The 20,595-nt window shown below is 61.0% G+C and carries 22 protein-coding genes, 2 tRNA genes and 1 pseudogene; 14 read left to right on the forward strand and 11 right to left on the reverse strand.

Annotation, left to right across the window (positions count from 1 at the left end; all coding sequences use genetic code 11):
- Nucleotides 1-176: 176 nt before the first annotated feature.
- The gene (locus ACX3P1_RS11555; RefSeq protein ID WP_459079714.1) at nucleotides 177-803 is read left to right on the forward strand and encodes an invasion associated locus B family protein; all 627 of its coding nucleotides are present in this window, start codon (nucleotides 177-179) and stop codon (nucleotides 801-803) included.
- 353 nt (nucleotides 804-1,156) lie between these two features.
- On the opposite strand, the gene rpsI is transcribed toward ACX3P1_RS11555, so the two are convergent.
- The 5 genes and pseudogenes from rpsI to ACX3P1_RS11580 all read right to left on the reverse strand — a co-directional run bounded on the left by rpsI (nucleotide 1,157) and on the right by ACX3P1_RS11580 (nucleotide 3,449).
- Nucleotides 1,157-1,639 carry a 30S ribosomal protein S9 gene (rpsI, locus tag ACX3P1_RS11560; protein ID WP_459079715.1) on the reverse strand — a complete coding sequence of 161 codons (483 nt, stop codon included), beginning with the start codon at nucleotides 1,637-1,639 and terminating at the stop codon, nucleotides 1,157-1,159.
- Between the two features lies 1 nt (nucleotide 1,640).
- Nucleotides 1,641-2,105: a 50S ribosomal protein L13 gene (gene rplM, locus ACX3P1_RS11565; RefSeq protein ID WP_459079716.1), complete on the reverse strand. Its 465-nt coding sequence runs from the start codon at nucleotides 2,103-2,105 to the stop codon at nucleotides 1,641-1,643.
- 248 nt (nucleotides 2,106-2,353) lie between these two features.
- The gene (locus ACX3P1_RS11570) at nucleotides 2,354-2,752 is read right to left on the reverse strand and encodes a type II toxin-antitoxin system HicB family antitoxin (RefSeq protein WP_459079717.1); all 399 of its coding nucleotides are present in this window, start codon (nucleotides 2,750-2,752) and stop codon (nucleotides 2,354-2,356) included.
- A gap of 10 nt (nucleotides 2,753-2,762) precedes the next feature.
- A pseudogene (locus ACX3P1_RS11575) lies at nucleotides 2,763-2,947 on the reverse strand (type II toxin-antitoxin system HicA family toxin).
- Nucleotides 2,948-2,999: 52 nt separating this feature from the next.
- Nucleotides 3,000-3,449 (reverse strand): PaaI family thioesterase, encoded by a 450-nt coding sequence (locus ACX3P1_RS11580; RefSeq protein ID WP_459079718.1) that lies wholly within the window; start codon nucleotides 3,447-3,449, stop codon nucleotides 3,000-3,002.
- 153 nt (nucleotides 3,450-3,602) lie between these two features.
- Between ACX3P1_RS11580 and ACX3P1_RS11585 the strand changes: the two genes are divergently transcribed.
- The 10 genes from ACX3P1_RS11585 to hupB all read left to right on the forward strand — a co-directional run bounded on the left by ACX3P1_RS11585 (nucleotide 3,603) and on the right by hupB (nucleotide 13,923).
- Nucleotides 3,603-4,433, forward strand: coding sequence for an enoyl-CoA hydratase (locus ACX3P1_RS11585; protein ID WP_459079719.1), 831 nt, complete (start codon nucleotides 3,603-3,605; stop codon nucleotides 4,431-4,433).
- 4 nt (nucleotides 4,434-4,437) lie between these two features.
- Nucleotides 4,438-4,857 carry a VOC family protein gene (locus ACX3P1_RS11590; RefSeq protein WP_459079720.1) on the forward strand — a complete coding sequence of 140 codons (420 nt, stop codon included), beginning with the start codon at nucleotides 4,438-4,440 and terminating at the stop codon, nucleotides 4,855-4,857.
- On the forward strand, nucleotides 4,854-5,375 hold the full coding sequence (locus ACX3P1_RS11595; protein WP_459079721.1) for a CoA-binding protein: 522 nt from the start codon (nucleotides 4,854-4,856) through the stop codon (nucleotides 5,373-5,375). Before ACX3P1_RS11590 ends, ACX3P1_RS11595 begins: the two co-directional genes overlap by 4 nt.
- A 147-nt stretch (nucleotides 5,376-5,522) precedes the next feature.
- Nucleotides 5,523-6,806, forward strand: a complete 1,284-nt coding sequence (locus tag ACX3P1_RS11600; protein WP_459079722.1) for an O-acetylhomoserine aminocarboxypropyltransferase — start codon at nucleotides 5,523-5,525, stop codon at nucleotides 6,804-6,806.
- Between the two features lie 39 nt (nucleotides 6,807-6,845).
- The gene (locus tag ACX3P1_RS11605; protein WP_459079723.1) at nucleotides 6,846-7,193 is read left to right on the forward strand and encodes a cupin domain-containing protein; all 348 of its coding nucleotides are present in this window, start codon (nucleotides 6,846-6,848) and stop codon (nucleotides 7,191-7,193) included.
- A gap of 107 nt (nucleotides 7,194-7,300) precedes the next feature.
- On the forward strand, nucleotides 7,301-8,407 hold the full coding sequence (locus ACX3P1_RS11610) for an NAD(P)/FAD-dependent oxidoreductase (protein WP_459079724.1): 1,107 nt from the start codon (nucleotides 7,301-7,303) through the stop codon (nucleotides 8,405-8,407).
- Between the two features lie 156 nt (nucleotides 8,408-8,563).
- Nucleotides 8,564-9,193: an ATP-dependent Clp protease proteolytic subunit gene (locus ACX3P1_RS11615; RefSeq protein ID WP_459079725.1), complete on the forward strand. Its 630-nt coding sequence runs from the start codon at nucleotides 8,564-8,566 to the stop codon at nucleotides 9,191-9,193.
- Nucleotides 9,194-9,505: 312 nt separating this feature from the next.
- The gene (gene clpX, locus ACX3P1_RS11620) at nucleotides 9,506-10,783 is read left to right on the forward strand and encodes an ATP-dependent Clp protease ATP-binding subunit ClpX (RefSeq protein ID WP_459079726.1); all 1,278 of its coding nucleotides are present in this window, start codon (nucleotides 9,506-9,508) and stop codon (nucleotides 10,781-10,783) included.
- A gap of 260 nt (nucleotides 10,784-11,043) precedes the next feature.
- Nucleotides 11,044-13,455, forward strand: coding sequence for an endopeptidase La (lon, locus tag ACX3P1_RS11625; RefSeq protein ID WP_459079727.1), 2,412 nt, complete (start codon nucleotides 11,044-11,046; stop codon nucleotides 13,453-13,455).
- Nucleotides 13,456-13,650: 195 nt separating this feature from the next.
- Nucleotides 13,651-13,923 carry a DNA-binding protein HupB gene (gene hupB, locus ACX3P1_RS11630; RefSeq protein ID WP_459079728.1) on the forward strand — a complete coding sequence of 91 codons (273 nt, stop codon included), beginning with the start codon at nucleotides 13,651-13,653 and terminating at the stop codon, nucleotides 13,921-13,923.
- 103 nt (nucleotides 13,924-14,026) lie between these two features.
- Here hupB and ACX3P1_RS11635 read toward each other — a convergent pair whose 3' ends face one another.
- The 3 genes from ACX3P1_RS11635 to ACX3P1_RS11645 are packed head-to-tail and all read right to left on the reverse strand — an operon-like array spanning nucleotide 14,027 to nucleotide 15,870.
- Nucleotides 14,027-14,539 (reverse strand): DegT/DnrJ/EryC1/StrS family aminotransferase, encoded by a 513-nt coding sequence (locus ACX3P1_RS11635; protein ID WP_459079729.1) that lies wholly within the window; start codon nucleotides 14,537-14,539, stop codon nucleotides 14,027-14,029.
- Complete coding sequence (locus ACX3P1_RS11640) at nucleotides 14,460-15,488, reverse strand: aminotransferase class I/II-fold pyridoxal phosphate-dependent enzyme (RefSeq protein ID WP_459079730.1); 1,029 nt, start codon at nucleotides 15,486-15,488, stop codon at nucleotides 14,460-14,462. The genes ACX3P1_RS11635 and ACX3P1_RS11640 overlap by 80 nt, the downstream gene beginning before the upstream one ends.
- A gap of 10 nt (nucleotides 15,489-15,498) precedes the next feature.
- Nucleotides 15,499-15,870, reverse strand: coding sequence for a DapH/DapD/GlmU-related protein (locus ACX3P1_RS11645; RefSeq protein WP_459079731.1), 372 nt, complete (start codon nucleotides 15,868-15,870; stop codon nucleotides 15,499-15,501).
- 345 nt (nucleotides 15,871-16,215) lie between these two features.
- On the opposite strand from ACX3P1_RS11645, the gene ACX3P1_RS11650 reads away from it, so the two are divergent.
- Nucleotides 16,216-17,232 carry a UDP-N-acetylglucosamine 4,6-dehydratase family protein gene (locus tag ACX3P1_RS11650; RefSeq protein ID WP_459079840.1) on the forward strand — a complete coding sequence of 339 codons (1,017 nt, stop codon included), beginning with the start codon at nucleotides 16,216-16,218 and terminating at the stop codon, nucleotides 17,230-17,232.
- Nucleotides 17,233-17,304: 72 nt separating this feature from the next.
- Entirely contained in the window at nucleotides 17,305-17,925 is a 621-nt protein-coding gene (locus ACX3P1_RS11655) for a hypothetical protein (protein ID WP_459079732.1), read from the forward strand.
- A gap of 52 nt (nucleotides 17,926-17,977) precedes the next feature.
- Here the strand turns inward: ACX3P1_RS11655 and ACX3P1_RS11660 are convergent.
- Nucleotides 17,978-18,053, reverse strand: a tRNA-Val gene (locus tag ACX3P1_RS11660).
- A 408-nt stretch (nucleotides 18,054-18,461) separates the two neighbouring features.
- On the opposite strand from ACX3P1_RS11660, the gene ACX3P1_RS11665 reads away from it, so the two are divergent.
- A tRNA-Asp gene (locus ACX3P1_RS11665) sits at nucleotides 18,462-18,538 on the forward strand.
- Nucleotides 18,539-18,686: 148 nt separating this feature from the next.
- Here ACX3P1_RS11665 and ACX3P1_RS11670 read toward each other — a convergent pair.
- The gene (locus ACX3P1_RS11670; protein ID WP_459079733.1) at nucleotides 18,687-19,988 is read right to left on the reverse strand and encodes a peptidoglycan DD-metalloendopeptidase family protein; all 1,302 of its coding nucleotides are present in this window, start codon (nucleotides 19,986-19,988) and stop codon (nucleotides 18,687-18,689) included.
- 127 nt (nucleotides 19,989-20,115) lie between these two features.
- Entirely contained in the window at nucleotides 20,116-20,583 is a 468-nt protein-coding gene (gene bcp, locus ACX3P1_RS11675; protein WP_459079734.1) for a thioredoxin-dependent thiol peroxidase, read from the reverse strand.
- Nucleotides 20,584-20,595: the final 12 nt, after the last annotated feature.

Raw genomic sequence — 20,595 nt, forward strand, 5'->3', positions numbered from 1 at the left:
GCGCAACGTTCGGCCAGCAGGGGAGCAAGAAATGCTTGCGGCGGGCTGGATTCATCCCGGCAGGGAGTGTAACACGCGGTCCAAAGTCATTCTGTTGCCTCATTTTAACAACAGGTAGCGGGGCTACGCGGCACGAAAATGGCGTCGCCGGGAACATTTGAGAGGAAATGCACCACATGACGAGCCTGAACACCACCGCGTACCGTCTTTCGATCATGGCCGCAGGCGTCGTCGGGTTTCTGGGCGCCGGGCTTTATGCATCTGCCGCGCAGGAACAGCAGATCCCGCAAGGTTGGTTCAAGGCCTGCACCAAGCAGGAAGACGTCGACATCTGCAACGTCCAGAACATCTCGACCGCCAGCAACGGCCAGCTCATCACCGGCATCAGCATGATCGAGCTGAAGGGCAAGGTAAACCGCAAGGTGTTCCAGGTCACGGTGCCGACCGGTCGTCTCGTGCCGCCCGGCATCGGGCTTCAGATCGACGCCGGCAAGACGCAGAAGCTCGATTATGTGATCTGCTTCCCGGATCGCTGCGTGGCGGAGGTTCCGCTGACCGATGGCCTCGTCGCATCGTTCAAGAAGGGGTCCAACCTCACCTTGACCTCGGTCAATTTCCAGAATCAGCCCAATCCGATCAAGGTGGCGTTGACCGGCTTCAGCGCGGCCTATGACGGCCCGCCCATGAAGCAGTCCGACATCGAGGATCGCCAGAAGAAGTTGCAGGACTTCGTCGCCAAGAACAACGAGGATTTTGCCAAGAAGCTCAAGGAAGAGCAGGACAAGGCCAAGGCCGGCAACTGATCTTTTTCCGACTTCGCTGCGGCGAGGTTTATCCACCGAGATTGCAAACGGCCCCTTCGTGGGGCCGTTTTGCTGTCGTCTCCCGGCATTTCAAACCGGTCTGAGGCCACATGCTCGGCATCATTCTTGCTCTCGTCGATCTCTACGCACACCCGAATCCGTCATTTCCGGCCTCGTGAAGGAGCGAAGCGACTGGAGAGTGTCGGGAATCCATGCCGCGACGTTGGTGAGGCAAGCCGGCTCCCGGCGGGCGATACCCGACCAGCCGATTCAGCCGCATATGAAAAAGGGCCGCATCGTTGCCGATGCAGCCCTTGATCCAATATCTCCCGGCACGAATGTCGGGGTAAAAATCAGCGCTTCGAGAACTGGAACGAGCGGCGAGCCTTGGCCCGGCCGTACTTCTTGCGCTCGACCACGCGGCTGTCGCGGGTCAGGAAGCCGCCCTTCTTGAGCACGGCGCGCAGCGTCGGCTCGTAGTAGGTCAGTGCCTTGGAGATGCCGTGGCGAACAGCGCCCGCCTGGCCGGAAAGGCCGCCGCCGATGACGGTGGCGACGATGTCGTACTGGCCGGCGCGGTTGGAGGCGACGATCGGCTGGTTGAGGATCATCTGCAGGACAGGGCGCGCGAAATAGGCCGCGAATTCCTTGCCGTTGACGATGATCTTGCCGGAGCCGGGCTTCACCCAGACGCGCGCGATGGCGTTCTTGCGCTTGCCGGTGGCATAGGCGCGGCCCAGCGTGTCGAGCTTCTGGACGTGGACGGGAGCAGCCGGCTGCGTATTTGTGTTGCCGGTCGCGGCGCCCAGTTCTGCGAGCGAGGAAAGCTCAGCCATATCAGGAGACCTTCTTGTTCTTGGAGTTCAGCGCGGCCACGTCGAGTACAGTGGGCTGCTGGGCGACGTGCGGATGTTCCGCGCCTGCATAGACGCGGAGGTTCTTCATCTGGCGACGGCCGAGCGGGCCGCGTGGGACCATGCGCTCAACGGCCTTTTCAAGAACGCGCTCAGGGAAACGTCCCTCGAGCAACTGGCGCGCTGTGCGCTCCTTGATGCCGCCGGGGTGGCCGGTGTGCCAGTAATAGACCTTGTCGGTGAATTTCTTGCCGGTGAACACGACCTTGTCGGCATTGATGACGACGACATTGTCGCCGTCGTCGACATGCGGGGTAAAGGTCGGCTTGTTCTTGCCACGCAGGATGTTGGCGATGATGGTGGCGACACGACCGACGACGAGACCCTCGGCGTCGATCAGCACCCACTTCTTCACCACGTCCGCAGGCTTCTGCGAAAAGGTTGTCATGGTTTGTTGCTTTCGTTTCGGACCTTGCCGCCCAAGGAACGGGAAGGCGTTTCTTGTTGCTTGGATTGGCGCGACGCGACCGCATCTGGCCAATAACAAAACGGCGGCCTTTGCGGGCCGCTGTTTCGAGGAGGTTTATAGGGGAGGGCGATGATTGCGTCAATCGACTATGAATGCCGAAGTTTAAGTAAAAATCGTTCAAAAACAATCTGATAGGTTAGCGGTATTATTTTACCACATCGATATGCCTAGTGCTTTGCCTCGATTTCCCGGCGGGCGGCGCTGGAAAGAAAGGCGGAGCGGGTCAGCCCCCGTTCGCGCGCGGCGGCGTCGATGGCGCGCAACACGCCTCGTTCGAAGGTGACGTTCGCTCGCACCACGGCGCTGTCGTTGTCGATCAACGGGACGGAGATGAGATAACCACCGGCCGCCAGCGCCTCGCGCACCTCCGGCTTGGCGACGATGGCCGGATGGAGCGAAGGATCAGGCAGCGGCATGTCCTCCGCCCAAAGCTGCAACGCCTCGATGGCGTTGGCGAGAATGTCTTCCTGGCGGTCTGCTGCGGAAAATACGCCCGGAATATCGGGAAAGCGAACGCCAAAGGCGCTCTCCCCGTCTTTCTCCACGAGAGCGAAATAGTTCTTCATATCAAAGCCTTCATTTGACCCAGCCGGCCTGTCGGCAATCGCGCGTGCGGTCCCCAGAGGAAGATCCTTCTCAGGGTGCGGAACGATCAGGACCACGCTGCCCTTGCGAAACTTGTGATGCGAACCTCTAACCGATACCAGTTCGAAGCCATCCTGCTTCAGGCGCTTGATGATCTTTCTGCTATCGCGATCCATTCAAGCTCCGATGCGCAATTATATACACATTCCTGTTCGGATTTCCAGCCCGCTAGCTTCGCTTCGGTGGGATGGAATAGGTGCCGGTGGCGTGGGCGACCATGTGCCGGTCCGCGCCGGCGACGATGTCGATGTCGAAGACCATCAGGCTTTTGCCCAGCTTCAGGATGCGGCAGCGGCCGTCGATGGGGCCGGCCTCTGCCTTGCGCATGAAATTGATGTTGAGGTTGACGGTGACCGACAGGGCGTCCGGCCCGGCATGCGACAAGACGCAGGCATAGCCGCCGATGTCGGCCAGCGTGAACAGCGACGGTCCCGAAACCGTGCCGCCCGGGCGCAGGTGCCGCTCCTCGGCATTGAGCCTGACGGTGCAGCCGCCGGGAAAGACCTCGACCGTCTCGTAGAACCTGCGGCCCTCATTAAGCTGCGGAAAGGCCGAATTCATCAATTCGTTGACTTCGGCGGCGGTGAGCACAGGAGTGAGAGCGCGTTGAACGGCCATGAATTTCCTCTTTTGCCCGCTTTATGAAGGGTTCGCCGTAGCCCTTGCAACAGTCTCGCGTCGCCACTGGGGTATTGGACTAGGCGATTTCGGGGTTTAGGTTCGGTCCTGGATAGCAATGCGCAGCCAGTCACACGCTCAACGGAGAAGAACATGGCCGAGATCGTCGCCCTCAAATCGAATGCGCCGAGCGCACCGGAAGGCCCGGTTCTGGCTTCGCTGGACAACGGCATCTTGCGGCTGACGCTCGCCAACCCGCCGGCAAATGCGCTTTCCATTGCCGTCATGGAAGCGCTGATCGAAGAATTCGAACGCGCGAAAGAAGACCATGCCGTTCGCGGTATCGTGCTGGGGGCTTCGGGAAAGGTGTTTTGCGCCGGCCACGACCTCAAGGAGTTGACGGCCCACCGCGCTGATGCCGATCGGGGCAGGGCCTTTTTCGAAAAGACCTTTGCCGTGTGCGGCGCGCTGATGCAGGCCATCGTGCGCAACCCCAAGCCGGTGATCGCCGAAATCGACGGGCTGGCCACGGCCGCGGGCCTGCAGATGGTGGCAAGCTGCGATCTGGCCATCTGCTCGCACGAATCGACCTTCTGCACGCCGGGCGTCCATATCGGTCTGTTCTGCTCGACGCCGATGGTGGCGCTGTCGCGCAACGCCTCGCGCAAGCAGGCGATGGAAATGCTCTTGACCGGCGAAACGATCGACGCAGCGACGGCCAGAGAGTTCGGCATCGTCAACCGCGCGGTGCCGCGCGAATATCTGAATCAGACTGTGATGAAATACGCGCAAACCATTGCTTCCAAATCACCTTTGACGCTCAAGATCGGCAAGGAGGCCTTTTACGAACAGATCGAGATGGGGCTTTCCGACGCTTACGCCTATACGGGCCGCGTCATGGTGGAAAACATGCTGGCGCGCGACGCCGAGGAGGGCATCGGCGCCTTCATCGGCAAGCGCTCGCCGGAATGGAAGGGGGAGTAAGGTGATGGAGCCGCGCATTTCCATCATCACCATTGCCGTCGAAGATCTCGATCGGGTGGCAAGCTTCTATGAAGCGATGGGGTTAACCCGCCATCGCATCAAGGACGGCGTCGCCTTCTTCCAGATGGGCGGAGCGATTCTCGCACTTTTTCCCCGAGCCGAGGCGGAAAAGGATGCGGGTGTGTCCTTTGGCGACGGTCCGTCGCGCGTCTATCTTGCCTACAATACAAGGTCGGACGAAGAGGTCGATCTTGTGCTCGCCCAGGCGCAAAAGGCTGGCGGCCGCATCGTCAAGCCGGCTGGCCGCGCCTTCTGGGGCGGCTGGTACGGCTATTTCGCCGACACGGAAGGCCATGTGTGGGAGGTCGCGCACAACCCCGATTTCCCCATCGACGCCGCTGGCAACATAGCCTTGCCCGCATGAACCACGACGCTTACGACAACGCCTATGTCGCCGGCATTCTCACCTCGGTGAAGACGGTCGCCATGGTTGGCGCGTCGGCGAACGACGTGCGCCCTAGCTTCCTTGTGTTGAAATACCTGCTCAGCAAGGGGTTTGGGGTGTTTCCGGTCAATCCGGGCCACGCCGGCAAGGAAATCCTCGGCCGCATGACCTATGCGAGGCTGGCCGATATCCCCGAACCCATCGACATGGTCGACATTTTCCGTGCTTCGGCCGCCGTGCCGGGGATTGTCGATGAGGCGCTGGCGCTCGATCCGCTGCCGAAAGTCATCTGGATGCAGTTGACGGTACGCAGCGATGAGGCCGCCGCCAAAGCGGAGGCTGCCGGCATCAAGGTGGTGATGAACCGCTGCCCCAAGATCGAGTATGGCCGGCTTTCCGGCGAGATCGGCTGGAACGGTGTTAATTCCGGTGTCCTGTCGTCGAAAAAGCCGATCATGCGCAGCGGGTTTCAGAGTTTGGGCATTCGCCAGCGGTAGGTTGGAATATTATTCCAAAATATAACCGTTTCTCGATCCGTTTATTCCGCCACCCAAGGCGGTGAGGCATTTTCCCCTTTGCATTGATGGCCGCGCTCCTTCAAAGATGCTGCCGGCTTCACACACAGTCTTCTGGAGGGAATTTTCATGACACAACGCACGCCCGGTTTCGATACGCTTGCCGTACATGCTGGCGCAAAGCCCGATCCGGCAACCGGCGCGCGCGCCGTACCGATCTACCAGACCACGTCCTTCGTGTTCGAGAATGCCGACCACGCCGCCGCCCTGTTCGGCCTGAAACAATTCGGCAACATCTACACCCGCATCATGAACCCGACGCAGGCGGTGCTGGAAGAGCGCGTCGCCGCCCTTGAAGGCGGAACCGCGGCCCTTGCCACGGCGTCCGGCCAGGCGGCCCATCTGCTCGTCTTCCACACGCTGCTGAAATCCGGCGATAATTTCGTTGCCGCCAGCAAGCTCTATGGCGGCACCATCAATGCGTTCGGCCACGCCTTCAAGAATTTCGGCTGGGAAGTGCGCTGGGCTGACGTCAACAATCCGGAGAGCTTCGAGAAGCAGATCGACGCCAAGACCAAGGCGATCCACATTGAGAGCCTTGCCAATCCGGGTGGTGAGTTCGTCGACATCAAGGCGATCGCCGCTATCGCGCACAAGCACGGCCTGCCGCTGATCGTCGATAACACGATGGCCTCGCCCTATCTGCTGCGCCCCTTCGAACATGGCGCCGACATCGTGGTGCATGCGGCGACGAAATTCATCGGCGGTCATGGCAATTCCATCGGCGGCATCATCGTCGATGGCGGCACCTTCGATTGGTCGAAGTCCGGCAAATATCCGATGCTGTCCACGCCGCGCCCGGAATATGGCGGCATGGTGCTGCACGAGACGTTCGGCAATTTCGCTTTCGCCATCGCGGCCCGCGTGCTTGGCCTGCGCGACCTCGGCCCGGCGATCTCGCCGTTCAACGCGTTCCTCATCGTCACCGGCCTGGAAACGCTGCCGCTGCGGATGCAGCGCCATTGCGACAACGCGTTGGCGGTTGCCGAATGGCTGTCGAAGCATCCGAAGGTTTCTTGGGTCTCCTATCCCGGCCTGAAGAGCGACAAGAACCATGCGCTGCAGCAGCAATATTCGCCAAAGGGCGCGGGCGCTGTGTTCACCTTCGGCCTCAAGGGTGGCTACGATTCGGGCATCAAGTTTGTCGAGGGGCTGGAACTGTTCTCGCACCTGGCCAATATCGGTGACACCAAATCGCTGGTCATCCACCCGGCTTCGACCACGCACCGCCAGCTTTCCGACGAACAGAAGACCGCCGCCGGTGCCGGGCCGGAAGTAGTTCGCCTGTCGGTCGGCATCGAGGATGTCGCCGACATCATCGCCGATCTCGAGCAGGCTCTGGCGAAGGCATAACGGCCATGGCATGGAAGGCTTTGCAGAACGGAGCCTTCCATGCCCGCTAATTTTTTGAAGATCACGACCGCCGGCGTCGAGCCTGAACTCGGAGCGCCGGCTCCGGATCGCCTGATTGCGGGCGATCCGAAATTCCGCACCTGGAATGCGGAGGAGCGCGAAGGCGGCCTCTATGCCGGCATCTGGGAATCCACGCCCGGAAAATGGCGCATCGAATATGACGAGTGGGAGTTCTGCCACATCCTGTCCGGCGTCTCGATCGTCGCGGAGGAGGGTGGCGAGGCGCGCACCGTCAGGGCCGGCGACAGCTTCGTCCTGCGGCCCGGCTTCAAGGGAAGCTGGCAAGTGCTTGAAACGACCCGCAAGGAATACGTCATTAAACTGTGAGGTTGGCGGCATGGTTGGGCCGCGCTGGATCAGCCGTTCTGCTTGGCCCCGACAGCCCCGCACCCTATGCTGAACGCAAAGCATGCCAAACCTCGGAGCATATCTGAATGAACGTGATTGTGGTGGGAGCCGGTATCGACGGCCTGGCGACGGCGTGGTCGCTTACCAAGGCCGGGCATCAGGTCTCGCTGGTCGAGCAGGGCGAGAAAATCCCCAACCCGCTGGCTGCCTCCGGCGACCATCACCGTATCATCCGCCGCGCCTATGGCTCGGCCGCCGGCTACGGACGGCTGATTACCGAAGCCTATGAAGCGTGGGACGAACTGTGGGCCGATCTCGGTGAAAGCCATCTCGACCCGCGTGGCTTCATGTGCGTTTCGCGCGAGGAGGGCGACGTAGCCGAGCAGTATCGCGACGGGCTGATTGCCGGCAACTTTCCGCTCGAGGTGTTGGAAACCGTTGCCGCCGTGAAGCGCTGGCCGTTCCTTGAAGCAGGAACCTTCCGCTATGCGTTTTTCTCGCCGGAAGGCGGCGCGCTGTATTGCAGGAAGATCGCCACCGGCCTGGTGGAATGGCTGCGGGACAACGGAGCCAACATCTACGAGAGCAGCAAGGTAACGGAAGTCGATGCCGATGCCGGCCGCGTGACGCTGGAAGGAGGCGAAACCATGCAGGCCGACCGCATCGTGGTGACGGCCGGCGCGTGGGTGCTGAAACTGTTTCCGGAACTGGACGGTACGCTAAAGACGTACAGGACAGCCTTGGCCTATGTCGAGCCGCCGGCGGACCTGAAGGCGGCGTGGGAGGCGGCTCCCGTCATCCTCGATGTCGGCGGCATCACCGACGGCTACATGATCCCACCTTCCGGCGGGGCCGGCATGAAATTCGGTTCCGGGCTGCACAAGGTGGCGACCAGCGACGCCGACTGGAACCGCGAGCCGGTCGAAGGCGAAGGCGAGGCGATCCGCAACCTGTTTTCGCCGCCCATCGCGCGCATCGAAGAATACGCGGTAACGGAAGTGGTCACCTGCGCCTACACCTTCACGGCGGACGAAAAATTCCTGGCGCACGAGAAGGGAAAATGCCTGGTCATCTCGGCCTGCTCGGGCCACGGCTACAAGTTCGGCGCGGCGGTCGGGCGACGCGTGGCGGCGGCAGTTGGCGACGGAGATGTGGCCGGGCTGAAGCGCTGGCTGCGGGCGGAGGCGGTGTAACTGCCATTCCTTAACCGGAAACCTTAATGCGACTTAAGCGGACGGCCAGCGCTGTCGGCCTTGCACAAGGGTTAGCCGGTACCTTATCTACACAACAACGATCCAGTACGATTCCGGCCCATGGGGTGGAGTCCATACCGAAAGCAAGGGACAGGCATGAAAGACCCGATTGAAACCTACATGAACCTCGTCCCGATGGTGGTCGAACAGACCAACCGCGGCGAGCGCGCCTACGACATTTTCTCGCGCCTGCTGAAAGAGCGCATCATCTTCATCACCGGGCCGATCGAAGACGGCATGGCGTCGCTGGTCTGCGCGCAGCTTCTGTTCCTCGAGGCGGAAAACCCCAAGAAGGAAATCTCGCTCTACATCAATTCGCCGGGTGGTGTAGTGACTTCCGGCCTTGCGATGTACGACACCATGCAGTTCATCAAGCCGCCGGTGTCGACGCTGTGCGTCGGGCAGGCCATGTCGGCCGGTTCGCTGCTTTTGACGGCAGGGGCCAAGGACATGCGCTTTTCGACGCCGAATGCGCAGATCATGGTGCACCAGCCGTCGGGCGGCTATCAGGGCCAGGCGACCGACATCATGATCCACGCGCAGTTTACCGAGCGTCTGAAGCGCCGCCTGAACGAGATTTACGTCAAGCACACGGGTCAGGATTACGAGACGATTCACAACGCCATGGAACGCGACAACTTCCTGTCGACGGAGCAAGCGCTGGAACTCGGCCTGATCGACAAGGTGTTGACGTCGCGCGACGAAATCGATGGCGCAACCGCCTGATTTGCGGCTTCAAGGCCTCACGATGGCAGGAAGCTGCGGCTCCCGCGCTACTTTTGCGGGGATTTGCGGCATTTCGGCCACAATTGGCTGTTCCCACGGGGGCAGCGATTGCTTAACGTTAAGGCTCTGTTGAGTTTCGGCGGCTTAGCTTTCAATGGGGTCGCTGCGAATCAAGCGCTGCGTTTTCTGATGTGTGTTTCGTACGGAATGCGTTGTGTGGGCCAAGGGACTGGCAGCGGCGTATTCCCGCGATAGATTGAGTACACGCCCTTTCAGCCGGACGATCGGCGGGCGCCATGAAAGGACTGGGAAATGAGCAAGGTCGGCAATAACGGCGGCGGTGATTCCAAGAACACCCTCTATTGCTCGTTCTGCGGCAAGAGCCAGCACGAGGTGCGCAAGCTGATCGCCGGTCCAACGGTGTTCATCTGCGACGAGTGCGTCGAACTGTGCATGGATATCATCCGCGAGGAGAACAAGACCTCGATGGTGAAGTCGCGCGAGGGCGTGCCAACACCGCAGGAGATCCTGAAGGTTCTCGACGATTACGTGATCGGCCAGCCTTACGCCAAGCGCGTTCTGTCGGTGGCCGTCCACAACCACTACAAGCGCCTGGCGCATGCCTCCAAGAGCGCCGACGTCGAACTGGCGAAGTCGAACATCCTTTTGATCGGCCCGACCGGCTGCGGCAAGACGCTGCTTGCGCAGACGCTCGCCCGCATCATCGACGTGCCGTTCACCATGGCGGACGCCACGACGCTGACCGAAGCCGGTTATGTCGGCGAGGATGTCGAAAACATCATACTGAAGCTTCTGCAGTCGGCCGACTACAACGTGGAACGCGCGCAGCGCGGCATCGTCTATATCGACGAGATCGACAAGATTTCGCGCAAGTCCGACAACCCGTCCATCACCCGCGACGTATCGGGCGAGGGCGTGCAGCAGGCGCTGTTGAAGATCATGGAAGGCACCGTCGCCTCCGTGCCGCCGCAGGGCGGCAGGAAGCATCCGCAGCAGGAATTCCTGCAGGTCGATACCGCCAACATCCTGTTCATCTGCGGCGGCGCTTTCTCCGGGCTGGACAAGATCATCTCGGATCGCGGCCGCAAGACCTCGATCGGCTTTTCCGCGACGGTCGCCTCGCCGGAAGACAGGCGCAGCGGCGAAGTCTTCCGTCTGGTCGAGCCGGAGGATTTGCTGAAATTCGGCCTGATCCCGGAATTCGTCGGCCGTCTGCCGGTGCTGGCGACGCTGGAGGATTTGGACGAGCCGGCGCTGATCGAGATTCTGACCGAGCCGAAGAATGCGCTGGTCAAGCAGTACCAGCGCCTGTTCGAGATGGAGAGCGTCGACCTGACCTTCCACGAGAACGCCCTGTCGGCCATCGCCAAGCGCGCCATCGAGCGCAAGACCGGCGCACGCGGCCTGCGTTCGATCATGGAAGCGATCCTGCTCGATACCATGTTCGAACTGCCCGCACTCGAAGGCGTGCGCGAAGTGGTGATTTCCGAGGAAGTGGTGACGGGCAGCGCACGGCCGCTCTACATCTATTCCGACAACAAGGAAAAGAAGGGCAATGTTAGCGCCTGATACGGCGGGCATGCAATGAAAACGAAACGGCGCCGCGAGGCGCCGTTTTGGTGTTCGGGTTACCATATGGGTAAGTGGAGACCGTGAAGATCAACCCTTGATCTTTGCCGGCTGTACCTCCAACTAACGGGGGAAGGCCAAAGGCTCGCATTCTGTGCTGATGAAATCCCCTGCAATGGGTAATAGGCGGAACGATCCCCGGTCGTTAATATGAGATTCGCGGTTGGCCGATTGGCGACCACGATAAGAAAGGTTGGACAATGGCCAAACAAGCCAAGCCTGTCACGGACGGCGTCTTCGCGGTCCTCCCGTTGCGCGACATCGTGGTGTTTCCGCACATGATCGTTCCGCTCTTTGTGGGCCGTGAAAAGTCGATCAAGGCGCTGGAAGAGGTGATGGGGCAGGAAAAGCAGATCCTGCTCGCCACCCAGATGAATGCCGCTGACGACGATCCGGAGGCTTCCGCGATCTTCGACATCGGCACGCTCGCCAATGTGCTTCAATTGCTGAAATTGCCGGACGGTACCGTCAAGGTGCTGGTCGAGGGTGCCACGCGCGCCAAGATTACGTCGTTCACCGATCGTACCGATTTTCACGAGGCAGCCGCCAGCCTGCTGGTCGAGCCGGAGGAAGAAGAGGTCGAGGTGGAAGCGCTGGCGCGTTCTGTCGTCACCGACTTCGAAAACTACGTCAAGCTGAACAAGAAGATTTCGCCGGAAGTGGTGGGCGCCGCCAGCCAGATCGACGACTATTCCAAGCTTGCCGATACGGTCGCTTCGCATCTGGCCATCAAGATCCCCGAAAAGCAGGAAATGCTTGCCACGCTGTCCGTCAAGGAGCGGCTGGAAAAGGCGATGGGCTTCATGGAAGCCGAAATCTCCGTCCTGCAGGTGGAGAAGCGCATCCGCTCGCGTGTAAAACGCCAGATGGAGAAGACGCAGCGCGAATACTACCTCAACGAGCAGATGAAGGCGATCCAGAAGGAACTCGGCGAGGGTGAAGACGGCCGCGACGAGGCCGCCGAGATCGAGGCGCGCATCAAGAAGACCAAGCTTTCCAAGGAGGCCCGCGAGAAGGCGGACGCCGAGTTGAAGAAGCTGAAGACGATGTCGCCCATGTCGGCCGAATCCACGGTCGTGCGCAATTATCTCGATTGGCTGCTGTCGATTCCGTGGGGCAAGAACTCCAAGGTCAGCAAGGACCTGAATTTCTCGCAAGCGGTGCTCGATACCGACCATTACGGCCTCGACAAGGTCAAGGACCGCATCGTCGAGTACCTGGCCGTGCAGAGCCGCCAGAAGAAGCTGAAGGGGCCGATCCTGTGCCTCGTCGGCCCTCCCGGCGTTGGCAAGACCTCGCTCGGCAAGTCGATCGCCAAGGCGACCGGCCGCGAGTTCATCCGCATGGCGCTGGGCGGCGTGCGCGACGAGGCCGAGATCAGGGGCCATCGCCGCACCTATATCGGCTCGATGCCCGGCAAGGTCATCCAGTCGATGAAGAAGGCCAAGAAATCCAACCCGCTCTTCCTGCTCGACGAGATCGACAAGATGGGCCAGGATTTCCGTGGCGATCCTTCGTCGGCGCTGCTCGAAGTGCTCGATCCGGAACAGAACTCGACGTTCATGGATCACTATCTCGAGGTCGAATACGATTTGTCGAGCGTGATGTTCGTGACGACGGCGAATACGCTGAATATCCCGGCGCCCTTGATGGACCGCATGGAAATCATCCGTATCGCCGGCTATACCGAGGACGAGAAGATCGAGATCGCCAAGCGGCATCTGATGCCGAAGGTGATGCGTGATCACGCCTTGCAGGCCAAGGAGTTTTCGGTCAGCGAGGACGCGATCCGCGCCATCATCCAGACCTACACCCGTGAAGCGGGCGTACGCAGCCTGGAGCGCGACCTGATGAAGCTCGCCCGCAAGGCGGTGACGGACATCATCAAGACCAAGAAGAAGTCCATTGCGGTGACGGCGGAGAACCTTGCCGACTATCTCGGCGTCTCGCGTTATCGTTTCGGCCAGGTCGAGACCGACGATCAGGTCGGTGTCGTCACCGGCCTGGCATGGACCGAGGTCGGCGGCGAATTGCTGACGATCGAAGGCGTCATGATGCCGGGCAAGGGCCGCATGACGGTAACCGGCAACCTGAAGGACGTGATGAAGGAATCGATTTCTGCGGCGGCGTCTTATGTCCGCTCGCGGGCTGTCGATTTCGGCGTCGAGCCGCCACTGTTCGACAAGCGCGATATCCATGTCCACGTACCGGAAGGGGCGACCCCGAAGGACGGTCCGTCGGCGGGCGTCGCCATGGCGACCGCGATCGTCTCCATCCTGACCGGTATTCCGGTCCGGGCGGATATCGCCATGACGGGCGAAATCACGCTGCGCGGCAGGATCCTGCCGATCGGCGGCCTCAAGGAGAAGCTGCTGGCGGCACTGCGCGGCGGCATCAAGACGGTGCTCATTCCGGAGGACAACGCCAAGGATTTGGCGGAGATACCGGACAATGTGAAAAACGGCATGGAGATCATTCCGGTGGCCAGGGTAGGCGAGGTGCTTCGCCACGCGCTGGTGCGGATGCCGGAGCCGATCGAGTGGGTGGAACCGGTCGGTATGCCGGCCGTGGCAGACACCGAGGATGAGGCCGCGAAATCGCTCTCGCACTGAACTTTGCAGAGTGTGCGGTGCACAATGGGAAAGCCGGGCCTCGTGTCCGGCTTTTTCATGTGAAAAACCTATAAAAACATGGGATTTTTCGAAATTTTCCGGGTAAGCCAGCTTGGTTGCGGGAACGCTTCTTTCTAAAGTCCGTTTCCTGCCGGTTGAGTCGCTTGTCCGGTTTTCTCATGGAAGGGAATTTTTATGAACAAGAACGAACTGGTGTCTGCTGTCGCCGACGCCGCGAGTATTTCGAAGGGCGACGCGCAGTCCGCTGTTGATGCGGTATTTGCCACCATCACGGGCGAACTGAAGAAGGGCGGAGACGTCCGGCTTGTCGGATTCGGAAATTTCACCGTGTCAGCCCGTGCGGCATCGACGGGTCGTAACCCGCAGACTGGGGCGGAAGTACAGATTCCTGCCCGCACAGTGCCGAAATTCTCGGCCGGCAAGGGTCTCAAGGATGCGGTCAACTAACGCATCTGACCTTTATCCATAGGGAGGAGCCGGGCATGCCCGGCTTTTTCTTTTGGGGCAGGTCGTTGTTCGTCGCTCGCGACGGAATCGGGGCCTGCCGGTGCTAAACCTTGCGGATCGCGTCCACGACGCGGGAGATTTGCGCTTCCGACATATTGGAGCCGGACGGCAGGCACAGGCCGCGTTCGAACAGGTCGTCGGATACCGACAGGTTGGAATGCGGGTAATAAGACAAGCCTGCAAAGATCGGTTGCAGATGCATGGGCTTCCATACCGGCCTCGCCTCGATGAACTCGCCGAACAGCCGCTGGATGATCGCCTTGCTGGTGATCCCGGCAGTTCCTGGTCTGACGGCACAGGCCGATAGCCAATGGGTCGAGTAACTCCAGTCGGGCTCCGGCATCCATTCAATCCAATCGCAGGCAGCGAGTTCCGATTTGTAGGTTTCAAACACTGCCCGTCGCGCCGCAACCCTGTCATCGAGAACGCGCAACTGCCCGCGGCCGATGCCGGCCAGGATATTGCTCATGCGGTAGTTATAGCCGATGGTCGAGTGCTGGTAATGGGGCGCGGGATCGCGCGCCTGTGTCGAAAGGGAACCGGGCTCTGTCGGCAAACGCCGCCTCCTCGGTGATTAGCATGCCACCGCCGGACGTGGTGATGATCTTGTTGCCGTTGAACGAGTAGATCCCGATGCGCCCGAACGTACCGGATGCCTTTCCCTTGTACTGGGCGCCGAGGGATTCGGCGGCATCCTCGATGACGGGTACGCCAAAACTGTCGCATAGCGCCATGATGGGATCCATGTCCGCGCTTTGCCCGTAAAGCGAGACCACGATGACCGCCTTGGGAAGCTTTCCCTCCCGTTTTGCGTTCTCGAGCGCGTGCTCAAGCGCGACAGGCGACATGTTCCAGCTCTGTGGCTCGGAATCGATGAATACGGGCTCCGCGCCCTGAAACAGGATGGGGCTGACACTGGCAATGAACGTCAAGGTCGAGCAGAAGACCCGATCTCCCGGGCCGACCTCCAGCAGGCGCAATGCCAGATGAATTGCCGCCGTTCCCGAATTCAGGGCGACCGCGTGGCCGACGCCGACATTCTCGGCAAGTTCTCGTTCAAACGCGTCCACATTCGGGCCGATCGGCGCGATCCAGTTTGTGCGAAACGCCTCCTCGACGAATTCGAGTTCCGTCGACCCCATGTGAGGTGTCGACAGCAACACCTGCTCGTCGAGCCTCGCGCGTTCGAAAAGCGCTACCGCGCGGCCGGCACCATCGATGACCGGCAGATGGTTGATCTTGAAGCGCTGCATCAGGTCGAAGGCGGCCCGGCGCGTATGATCGGGGGACAAGGTGATCGAGGCGACTTTTGGCAAGATTTCCAGCCTGTCGTCCAGTTCCGATCCATTCAGCATCAGGCGGCGAAGGTCGCCGTCGGTGATGGTGCGCTCGAAGGAGCCGTCCGGTTCAATGAGCAGGAGTATCCCGGCAGCGGATAGGTCGAGGACTGCCAGGGCTTCGCGCACTGTCGACGAACGGGAAATGCTGATTGTCGAGATATCCAACTTGGCTTTCCTATCGTATTCTCCGGGCCGGGACGCCGACATACACGGCGTCGGCCGGCACATCTTCAAGCACCACAGCACCTGCACCCACGACGGCATTTTCGCCGATCGTCACCCCCGGCAATATGTTTGCGCCGGCACCCAGAAGAACACCGCTGCCAATCCGGGCCGCGCCGCCGATCGTCACCCCAGGACCGATATGGGCAAAGTCGCCGACCTCGACCTCATGATCGACAATGGCGCCGTCATCGGCAGCCGCTTCACCGCAAAATGGCTGTTCTGGCCGACGTCGCGCAAGCTGATGTTGCAGCGGCCCGCAGTGGTCATCTACGGCGCGGGCGAGGCGGGGCGGCAACTGGCCCTGTCCCTGCACGCCAGCCATTTCATTGCCGGCTTCATCGACGACGACACCGCCTTGCACCGCCGCGAAGTCGTGGGCATCCGGGTCTATCCGCCGTCTGCGCTCGCAATCCTGGTGCAGGATTTCGGCGTCAAGCAGGTGGTTCTGTCGATGCCATCCCTTTCGGCCGCGCGCCGAAAAGAAATCATCGGCTCGGTCAGCCGGCAGGGCGTCAAGGTTCAGTCGCTGCCCGAGATTGCCGACATCGTTACCGGAAAATATCTGGTCAGCCAGATCCGCGAGATCGATATCGACGACCTGCTTGGCCGCTCCTCCGTGCCGCCCGACCTCGATCTCATTCGGGCGATGATCGTGGGGCGCACGGTGATGGTTACCGGCGCCGGCGGCTCGATCGGCTCCGAATTGTGCCGCAAGATCGCGCAGTGGGGTCCGCGGCGGCTGGTCCTGTTCGAGGCCAACGAATTTGCCCTCTACAAGATCGACCAGGAACTGGCTGGGCGCAGCGATTCACCGATCGTCGCCGTTCTGGGCTCGGTGACGGACGCAAGGCGGGTGCGGCATGCCATGGTCGAGCACGGGGTCGAGGTGGTGTTCCACGCCGCCGCGCACAAGCATGTTCCGCTGGTCGAAGCCAATGCCCTCGAAGGCATCCAGAACAATGTCTTCGGCACCAGGACCGTGGCCGATATCGCCTTTGAAACCGGTGTGGCGAGCTTCGTGCTGATTTCGACCGACAAGGCGGTTCGCCCCACCAACGTCATGGGCGCGACCAAGCGCTGGGCCGAGCTGATTGTGCGCAAAAAGGCGTGCGCTGCCGCAGAGGCGGACTCGGGGCAGCGCTTTTGCTGCGTGCGGTTCGGCAATGTGCTGGGTTCAAACGGCTCGGTGGTTCCGCTTTTCAAGGAACAGATCGCCACGGGCGGGCCGCTGACGCTGACCGACCGGGCCATGACGCGCTACTTCATGTCCATCCAGGAGGCCGCCGAACTCATCGTCCAGGCGGGAGCCTTGTCGGATGGCGGCGACGTCTTCCTGCTCGACATGGGCCAGCCGATGCTGATTGCCGATCTGGCCGAAAACATGGTCCGTCTGGCAGGGTTGAGCGTCAAGTCGGTCGCGAACCCGCATGGCGACATTGAAATCATCGCCACCGGCAAACGCCCCGGCGAGAAAATGTACGAGGAACTGTTCTACGACGCCGCCACCGCCGAACGGACAAGGCACGAGAAGATCTTGCGTGCCGCATCTGCCGTTGACGATGTCGATCTGGGCGCCGCGCTACGCGATCTCGGCGCGGCGCTGGAGCAGGAGGACGAGCAGGCGGCTCGCCGCATTCTGTTTGATCTGATTGTCAGGACCGACAATGCCGCGCACGAAACCTGAGCGTCCACGCCTAGCGCCACGACCGAGGCGACCGACATCCTTTTTGCTTCTTATGGGGGCGGGCACGTCACCATGCTTGAGCCTGTCTTCAGGAAAATGACGGAAGAAGGCTTCAATAGCGCATATCTGGCGTTGACCACCGCGCAAAAATACCTTGCCGCGCGCAAACAGCCCTATTTCGGCTATGTAAATTTTCCGGAGGCAAACGATCTCGCCGTTCTGGCCGCAGGTGAAAGATTGCTGGGCTCACAGGAGGTTGCGGGCCTCGTGCCGTGGAACGAATCCGTCGCCTATCACGGGCTTAATTTTCTCGACCTGGTTGCAGTTCACGGCGAACGCCGGGCACTTGAGATTTATGCGGAGAAGGGCCGACAAGCCTTCCTGCCCGTGCGCACGATGGTCAGGCTGCTTGAACGCGTAAAGCCAAGGCTCGTGGTCGCAAGCAACGCCCCCCGGACCGAGCATGCCCTTTTCGCGGCTAGAGAGTTAGGTATCCCGTCCATCTGCGTCGTGGACATGTTCAGCCGGCATGCGGTCGAGTGGATAAAGGAACCTGGCTATGCCGCGAGAGGGCGCAATTGGCCAGAAGCAGCCGAGGGTGGAAAACAGCTGTGCAACCGAATCGGTTTGCCACCAGATACGCTCGCTTCTGTCGGCTTAAGCCCTCAGCTTTTGCATCGAGTTGGCGCGTAGCCGACGATCTCGCGAGATAATGAACGTCGATTGGGGCCGTATGGGAGCGGGGTGGTGGGCGATGACGGACTCGAACCGCCGACATCCTCGGTGTAAACGAGGCGCTCTACCAACTGAGCTAATCGCCCGCTCCGGCGGCAGCTTTAAGCAGGCCGGGCGGCGTTTCGCAAGGCCTAATCCATGTCGCCCGAATGTGAGTACCGATTTCGGGGCAACGACATGCATAAAAGGGCCTGAAGCGCGTCGGGCGAATCCGAGGGTGGTGTGCTGCGACATATGTCGCGCGAAAGTGGGTACTGGTTTCCGGGCAATGACATGCATGGAACACGGGTTTGAGGTTCAGGCCACAAATATGCAGGCGACACGCTTTACTGAGCGAATTGCGTCATCTGCGGTGCCGATCTTGCCGGCTTTCGCGGCGCGGTGGAAAAACCTTCGGCTCTTTTCATTTATGCCGCTTCGGCATGCTTGACACCCTGCGACGAAACCCCTATCCACCCGCTCGACGCACACGGCTTGCCGGGTTCGTCTGAAGCGCGGGTGTAGCTCAGTCGGTTAGAGTGCCGGCCTGTCACGCCGGAGGTCGCGGGTTCGAGTCCCGTCACTCGCGCCATTTTTCAACGACTTAGCAGTCTTGGAAAATGAAAAGTCTTAATGCCGGATCGGCAGTTCAGACTTTGCTCCCCACAGTAAACGTGAATCCCAGTGCGGTCCGCGCCCGCGAACCACCATGCGAGAAATCCGCCTGTAACCGTCCCGAATCAAAGGTATTTGGCGACCTGCTTGCCGACCTTCAGGAAGCGCAGCGGGTTGATCGCCTGGCCCTTGAGGCGGATTTCGTAATGCAAATGAGGGCCGGTCGATCGGCCGCTGCTGCCGGTCTTGCCGACGACATCGCCGGCATTGAGCTTGTCGCCGACTTTCACCAGAACCTCGCTGAGATGGGCGTAGCGCGTCGCATAGCCCTGGCCGTGGTCGACCTCGACCATGCGTCCATAGCCGCCGTTCCAGCCGGCCTTGGTGACGACGCCGGGAGCCGTGACGGTCGCCGACATGCCGACAGGGGCACGAAAATCCATTCCCGAATGCAGGGCGGCTGCGCCGATGATGGGATCGGTGCGAACACCGAATGGGCTGGTCACGGTATGGCCCGGCGCGGGATTGGCCAGCGGCAGCCGGCGCGCTTCCGTCTTCAGCTTGTCCAGCGTGTCGAGCGCTTCGTCCAGATCCTTGACCTTGCTGTCGAACATCGTCGAGCTGTCGACCGGGATCAGCGGGCCGCCGACATCGCTCTTGCCAAAGGCGTCCGGGCTCAAATCGCTGTCGACTGGCAGCCCGGCTGCCTCCAGCGCGTCGGAAATGGCGTCGGCCTTGTCGTAGGCGTTTTCAGCCAACTCGGTAATGTGCGTCAGTTGCTTCGCCTCGATGCTGCGAAGCGACTGGTTGATCGAGACGAACAGCTTGTCGGCCATGTCGGCTGAGGTTTCGCTCGGCGCTTTGGTCGATCGGGTAGACCACAGCGAGAACGGCCGCGTGCCGGTGGCGTCGAGGCTGGCAAGCCGCACGCTATGGGTGACTGCGTTGATGCTGCCGGTCAGGTCCGCGCGGTCGGGCTTGCTGCCGGGCAGGGGGGCGGCAGCGGGCAGGGAGGTGCCGACGGCATTCTCCGCCCTTTCCAGTATGGGGCCAAGCCGGCCATGACGTTCGCTCAACTCGGTCTGGCGTTCGATAAGTTCGCTGACCTTGGTTTCCATCAATTGCTGGTCGAGAAGCTGGCGGCTGGTGATGCGGTCGACCTGCGCGCGCAGCGCCGAAATGCGATCTTCATAGGCCTGCTGCATGCGCGCCTGCCGCGCCGTGGTCGCGCCGATGAGATCGTCGCGCAGGACCAGATAGGACGTTGCCAGAAGGTAGCCGACCGCCATCGCGGCCAGCGCCGAGCCCAGGAAAGCGACAACCCATGGGCGCAGCGTAAAGTGCCGTATCTCATCGCCATGCGCGATGATGATCGTGTGGGGTTCCTTTCGCCTGCCGAAGACCGTGGATTGTCCGATTGCACTCACGAGCTCAAAGCTTTCATCCACCGCACCAAAGATGCAGCCGATTACACATCGTTAAGGTTAACAAAGCTTTGCGTGAAGGGTCCTGGATTATGGGGCCGGGACCCTACGCAGGGGCGTTCTGGCCCGGCTAAAGCGCCTGCGCCGCCTCCAGTACGGCTTGCGCATGGCCTTTCACCTTCACCTTACGCCAGATGCCGGCGATCCGGCCATCACGCCCGACCAGGAAGGTGGCGCGCTCGACGCCCATGTAGCGGCGTCCATACATCGACTTTTCCACCCACACGCCATAGGCTTCGATGATCTTGCGTTCCTCGTCGGCGACGAGTTCGACCGTCAGTTCGTGCTTGGCGCTGAATTTCCGATGCTTGGCGGCGCTGTCTGGCGAGATGCCGATCACCGTGACGCCGGCCTTTTCGAAGGCCGGTTTCAGCCGCGAAAAGTCGATCGCCTCGCTCGTGCAGCCGCTGGTATCGTCGCGGGGGTAAAAGTAGAGGACGAAGGGCTTGCCGGAAAAATCGGAAAGCATGCTTGTCTGGCCATCCTCTCGCACCAGTTCAAACGCAGGGGCCGGGTCACCAATTTTCATTTCTGTCATATACTTGCCCTT

This window comes from Mesorhizobium sp. A623 (assembly GCF_054489405.1).

Excerpts from the sequence above, each read along its gene's own strand:
- ACX3P1_RS11590 (WP_459079720.1), top strand. The coding sequence starts at position 4,438 with ATGGAGCCGCGCATTTCCATCATCACCATTGCCGTCGAAGATCTCGAT.
- ACX3P1_RS11605 (WP_459079723.1), top strand. The coding sequence starts at position 6,846 with ATGCCCGCTAATTTTTTGAAGATCACGACCGCCGGCGTCGAGCCTGAA.
- ACX3P1_RS11595 (WP_459079721.1), top strand. The coding sequence starts at position 4,854 with ATGAACCACGACGCTTACGACAACGCCTATGTCGCCGGCATTCTCACC.
- ACX3P1_RS11615 (WP_459079725.1), top strand. The coding sequence starts at position 8,564 with ATGAAAGACCCGATTGAAACCTACATGAACCTCGTCCCGATGGTGGTC.
- ACX3P1_RS11600 (WP_459079722.1), top strand. The coding sequence starts at position 5,523 with ATGACACAACGCACGCCCGGTTTCGATACGCTTGCCGTACATGCTGGC.
- ACX3P1_RS11580 (WP_459079718.1), bottom strand. The coding sequence starts at position 3,449 with ATGGCCGTTCAACGCGCTCTCACTCCTGTGCTCACCGCCGCCGAAGTC.
- rpsI (WP_459079715.1), bottom strand. The coding sequence starts at position 1,639 with ATGGCTGAGCTTTCCTCGCTCGCAGAACTGGGCGCCGCGACCGGCAAC.
- ACX3P1_RS11645 (WP_459079731.1), bottom strand. The coding sequence starts at position 15,870 with ATGGCTGGCGTGCAGGGACAGGGCCAGTTGCCGCCCCGCCTCGCCCGC.
- rplM (WP_459079716.1), bottom strand. The coding sequence starts at position 2,105 with ATGACAACCTTTTCGCAGAAGCCTGCGGACGTGGTGAAGAAGTGGGTG.
- lon (WP_459079727.1), top strand. The coding sequence starts at position 11,044 with ATGGCCAAACAAGCCAAGCCTGTCACGGACGGCGTCTTCGCGGTCCTC.
- clpX (WP_459079726.1), top strand. The coding sequence starts at position 9,506 with ATGAGCAAGGTCGGCAATAACGGCGGCGGTGATTCCAAGAACACCCTC.
- ACX3P1_RS11585 (WP_459079719.1), top strand. The coding sequence starts at position 3,603 with ATGGCCGAGATCGTCGCCCTCAAATCGAATGCGCCGAGCGCACCGGAA.
- ACX3P1_RS11570 (WP_459079717.1), bottom strand. The coding sequence starts at position 2,752 with ATGAAGAACTATTTCGCTCTCGTGGAGAAAGACGGGGAGAGCGCCTTT.
- bcp (WP_459079734.1), bottom strand. The coding sequence starts at position 20,583 with ATGACAGAAATGAAAATTGGTGACCCGGCCCCTGCGTTTGAACTGGTG.
- hupB (WP_459079728.1), top strand. The coding sequence starts at position 13,651 with ATGAACAAGAACGAACTGGTGTCTGCTGTCGCCGACGCCGCGAGTATT.
- ACX3P1_RS11650 (WP_459079840.1), top strand. The coding sequence starts at position 16,216 with ATGGTTACCGGCGCCGGCGGCTCGATCGGCTCCGAATTGTGCCGCAAG.
- ACX3P1_RS11555 (WP_459079714.1), top strand. The coding sequence starts at position 177 with ATGACGAGCCTGAACACCACCGCGTACCGTCTTTCGATCATGGCCGCA.
- ACX3P1_RS11610 (WP_459079724.1), top strand. The coding sequence starts at position 7,301 with ATGAACGTGATTGTGGTGGGAGCCGGTATCGACGGCCTGGCGACGGCG.
- ACX3P1_RS11655 (WP_459079732.1), top strand. The coding sequence starts at position 17,305 with ATGCTTGAGCCTGTCTTCAGGAAAATGACGGAAGAAGGCTTCAATAGC.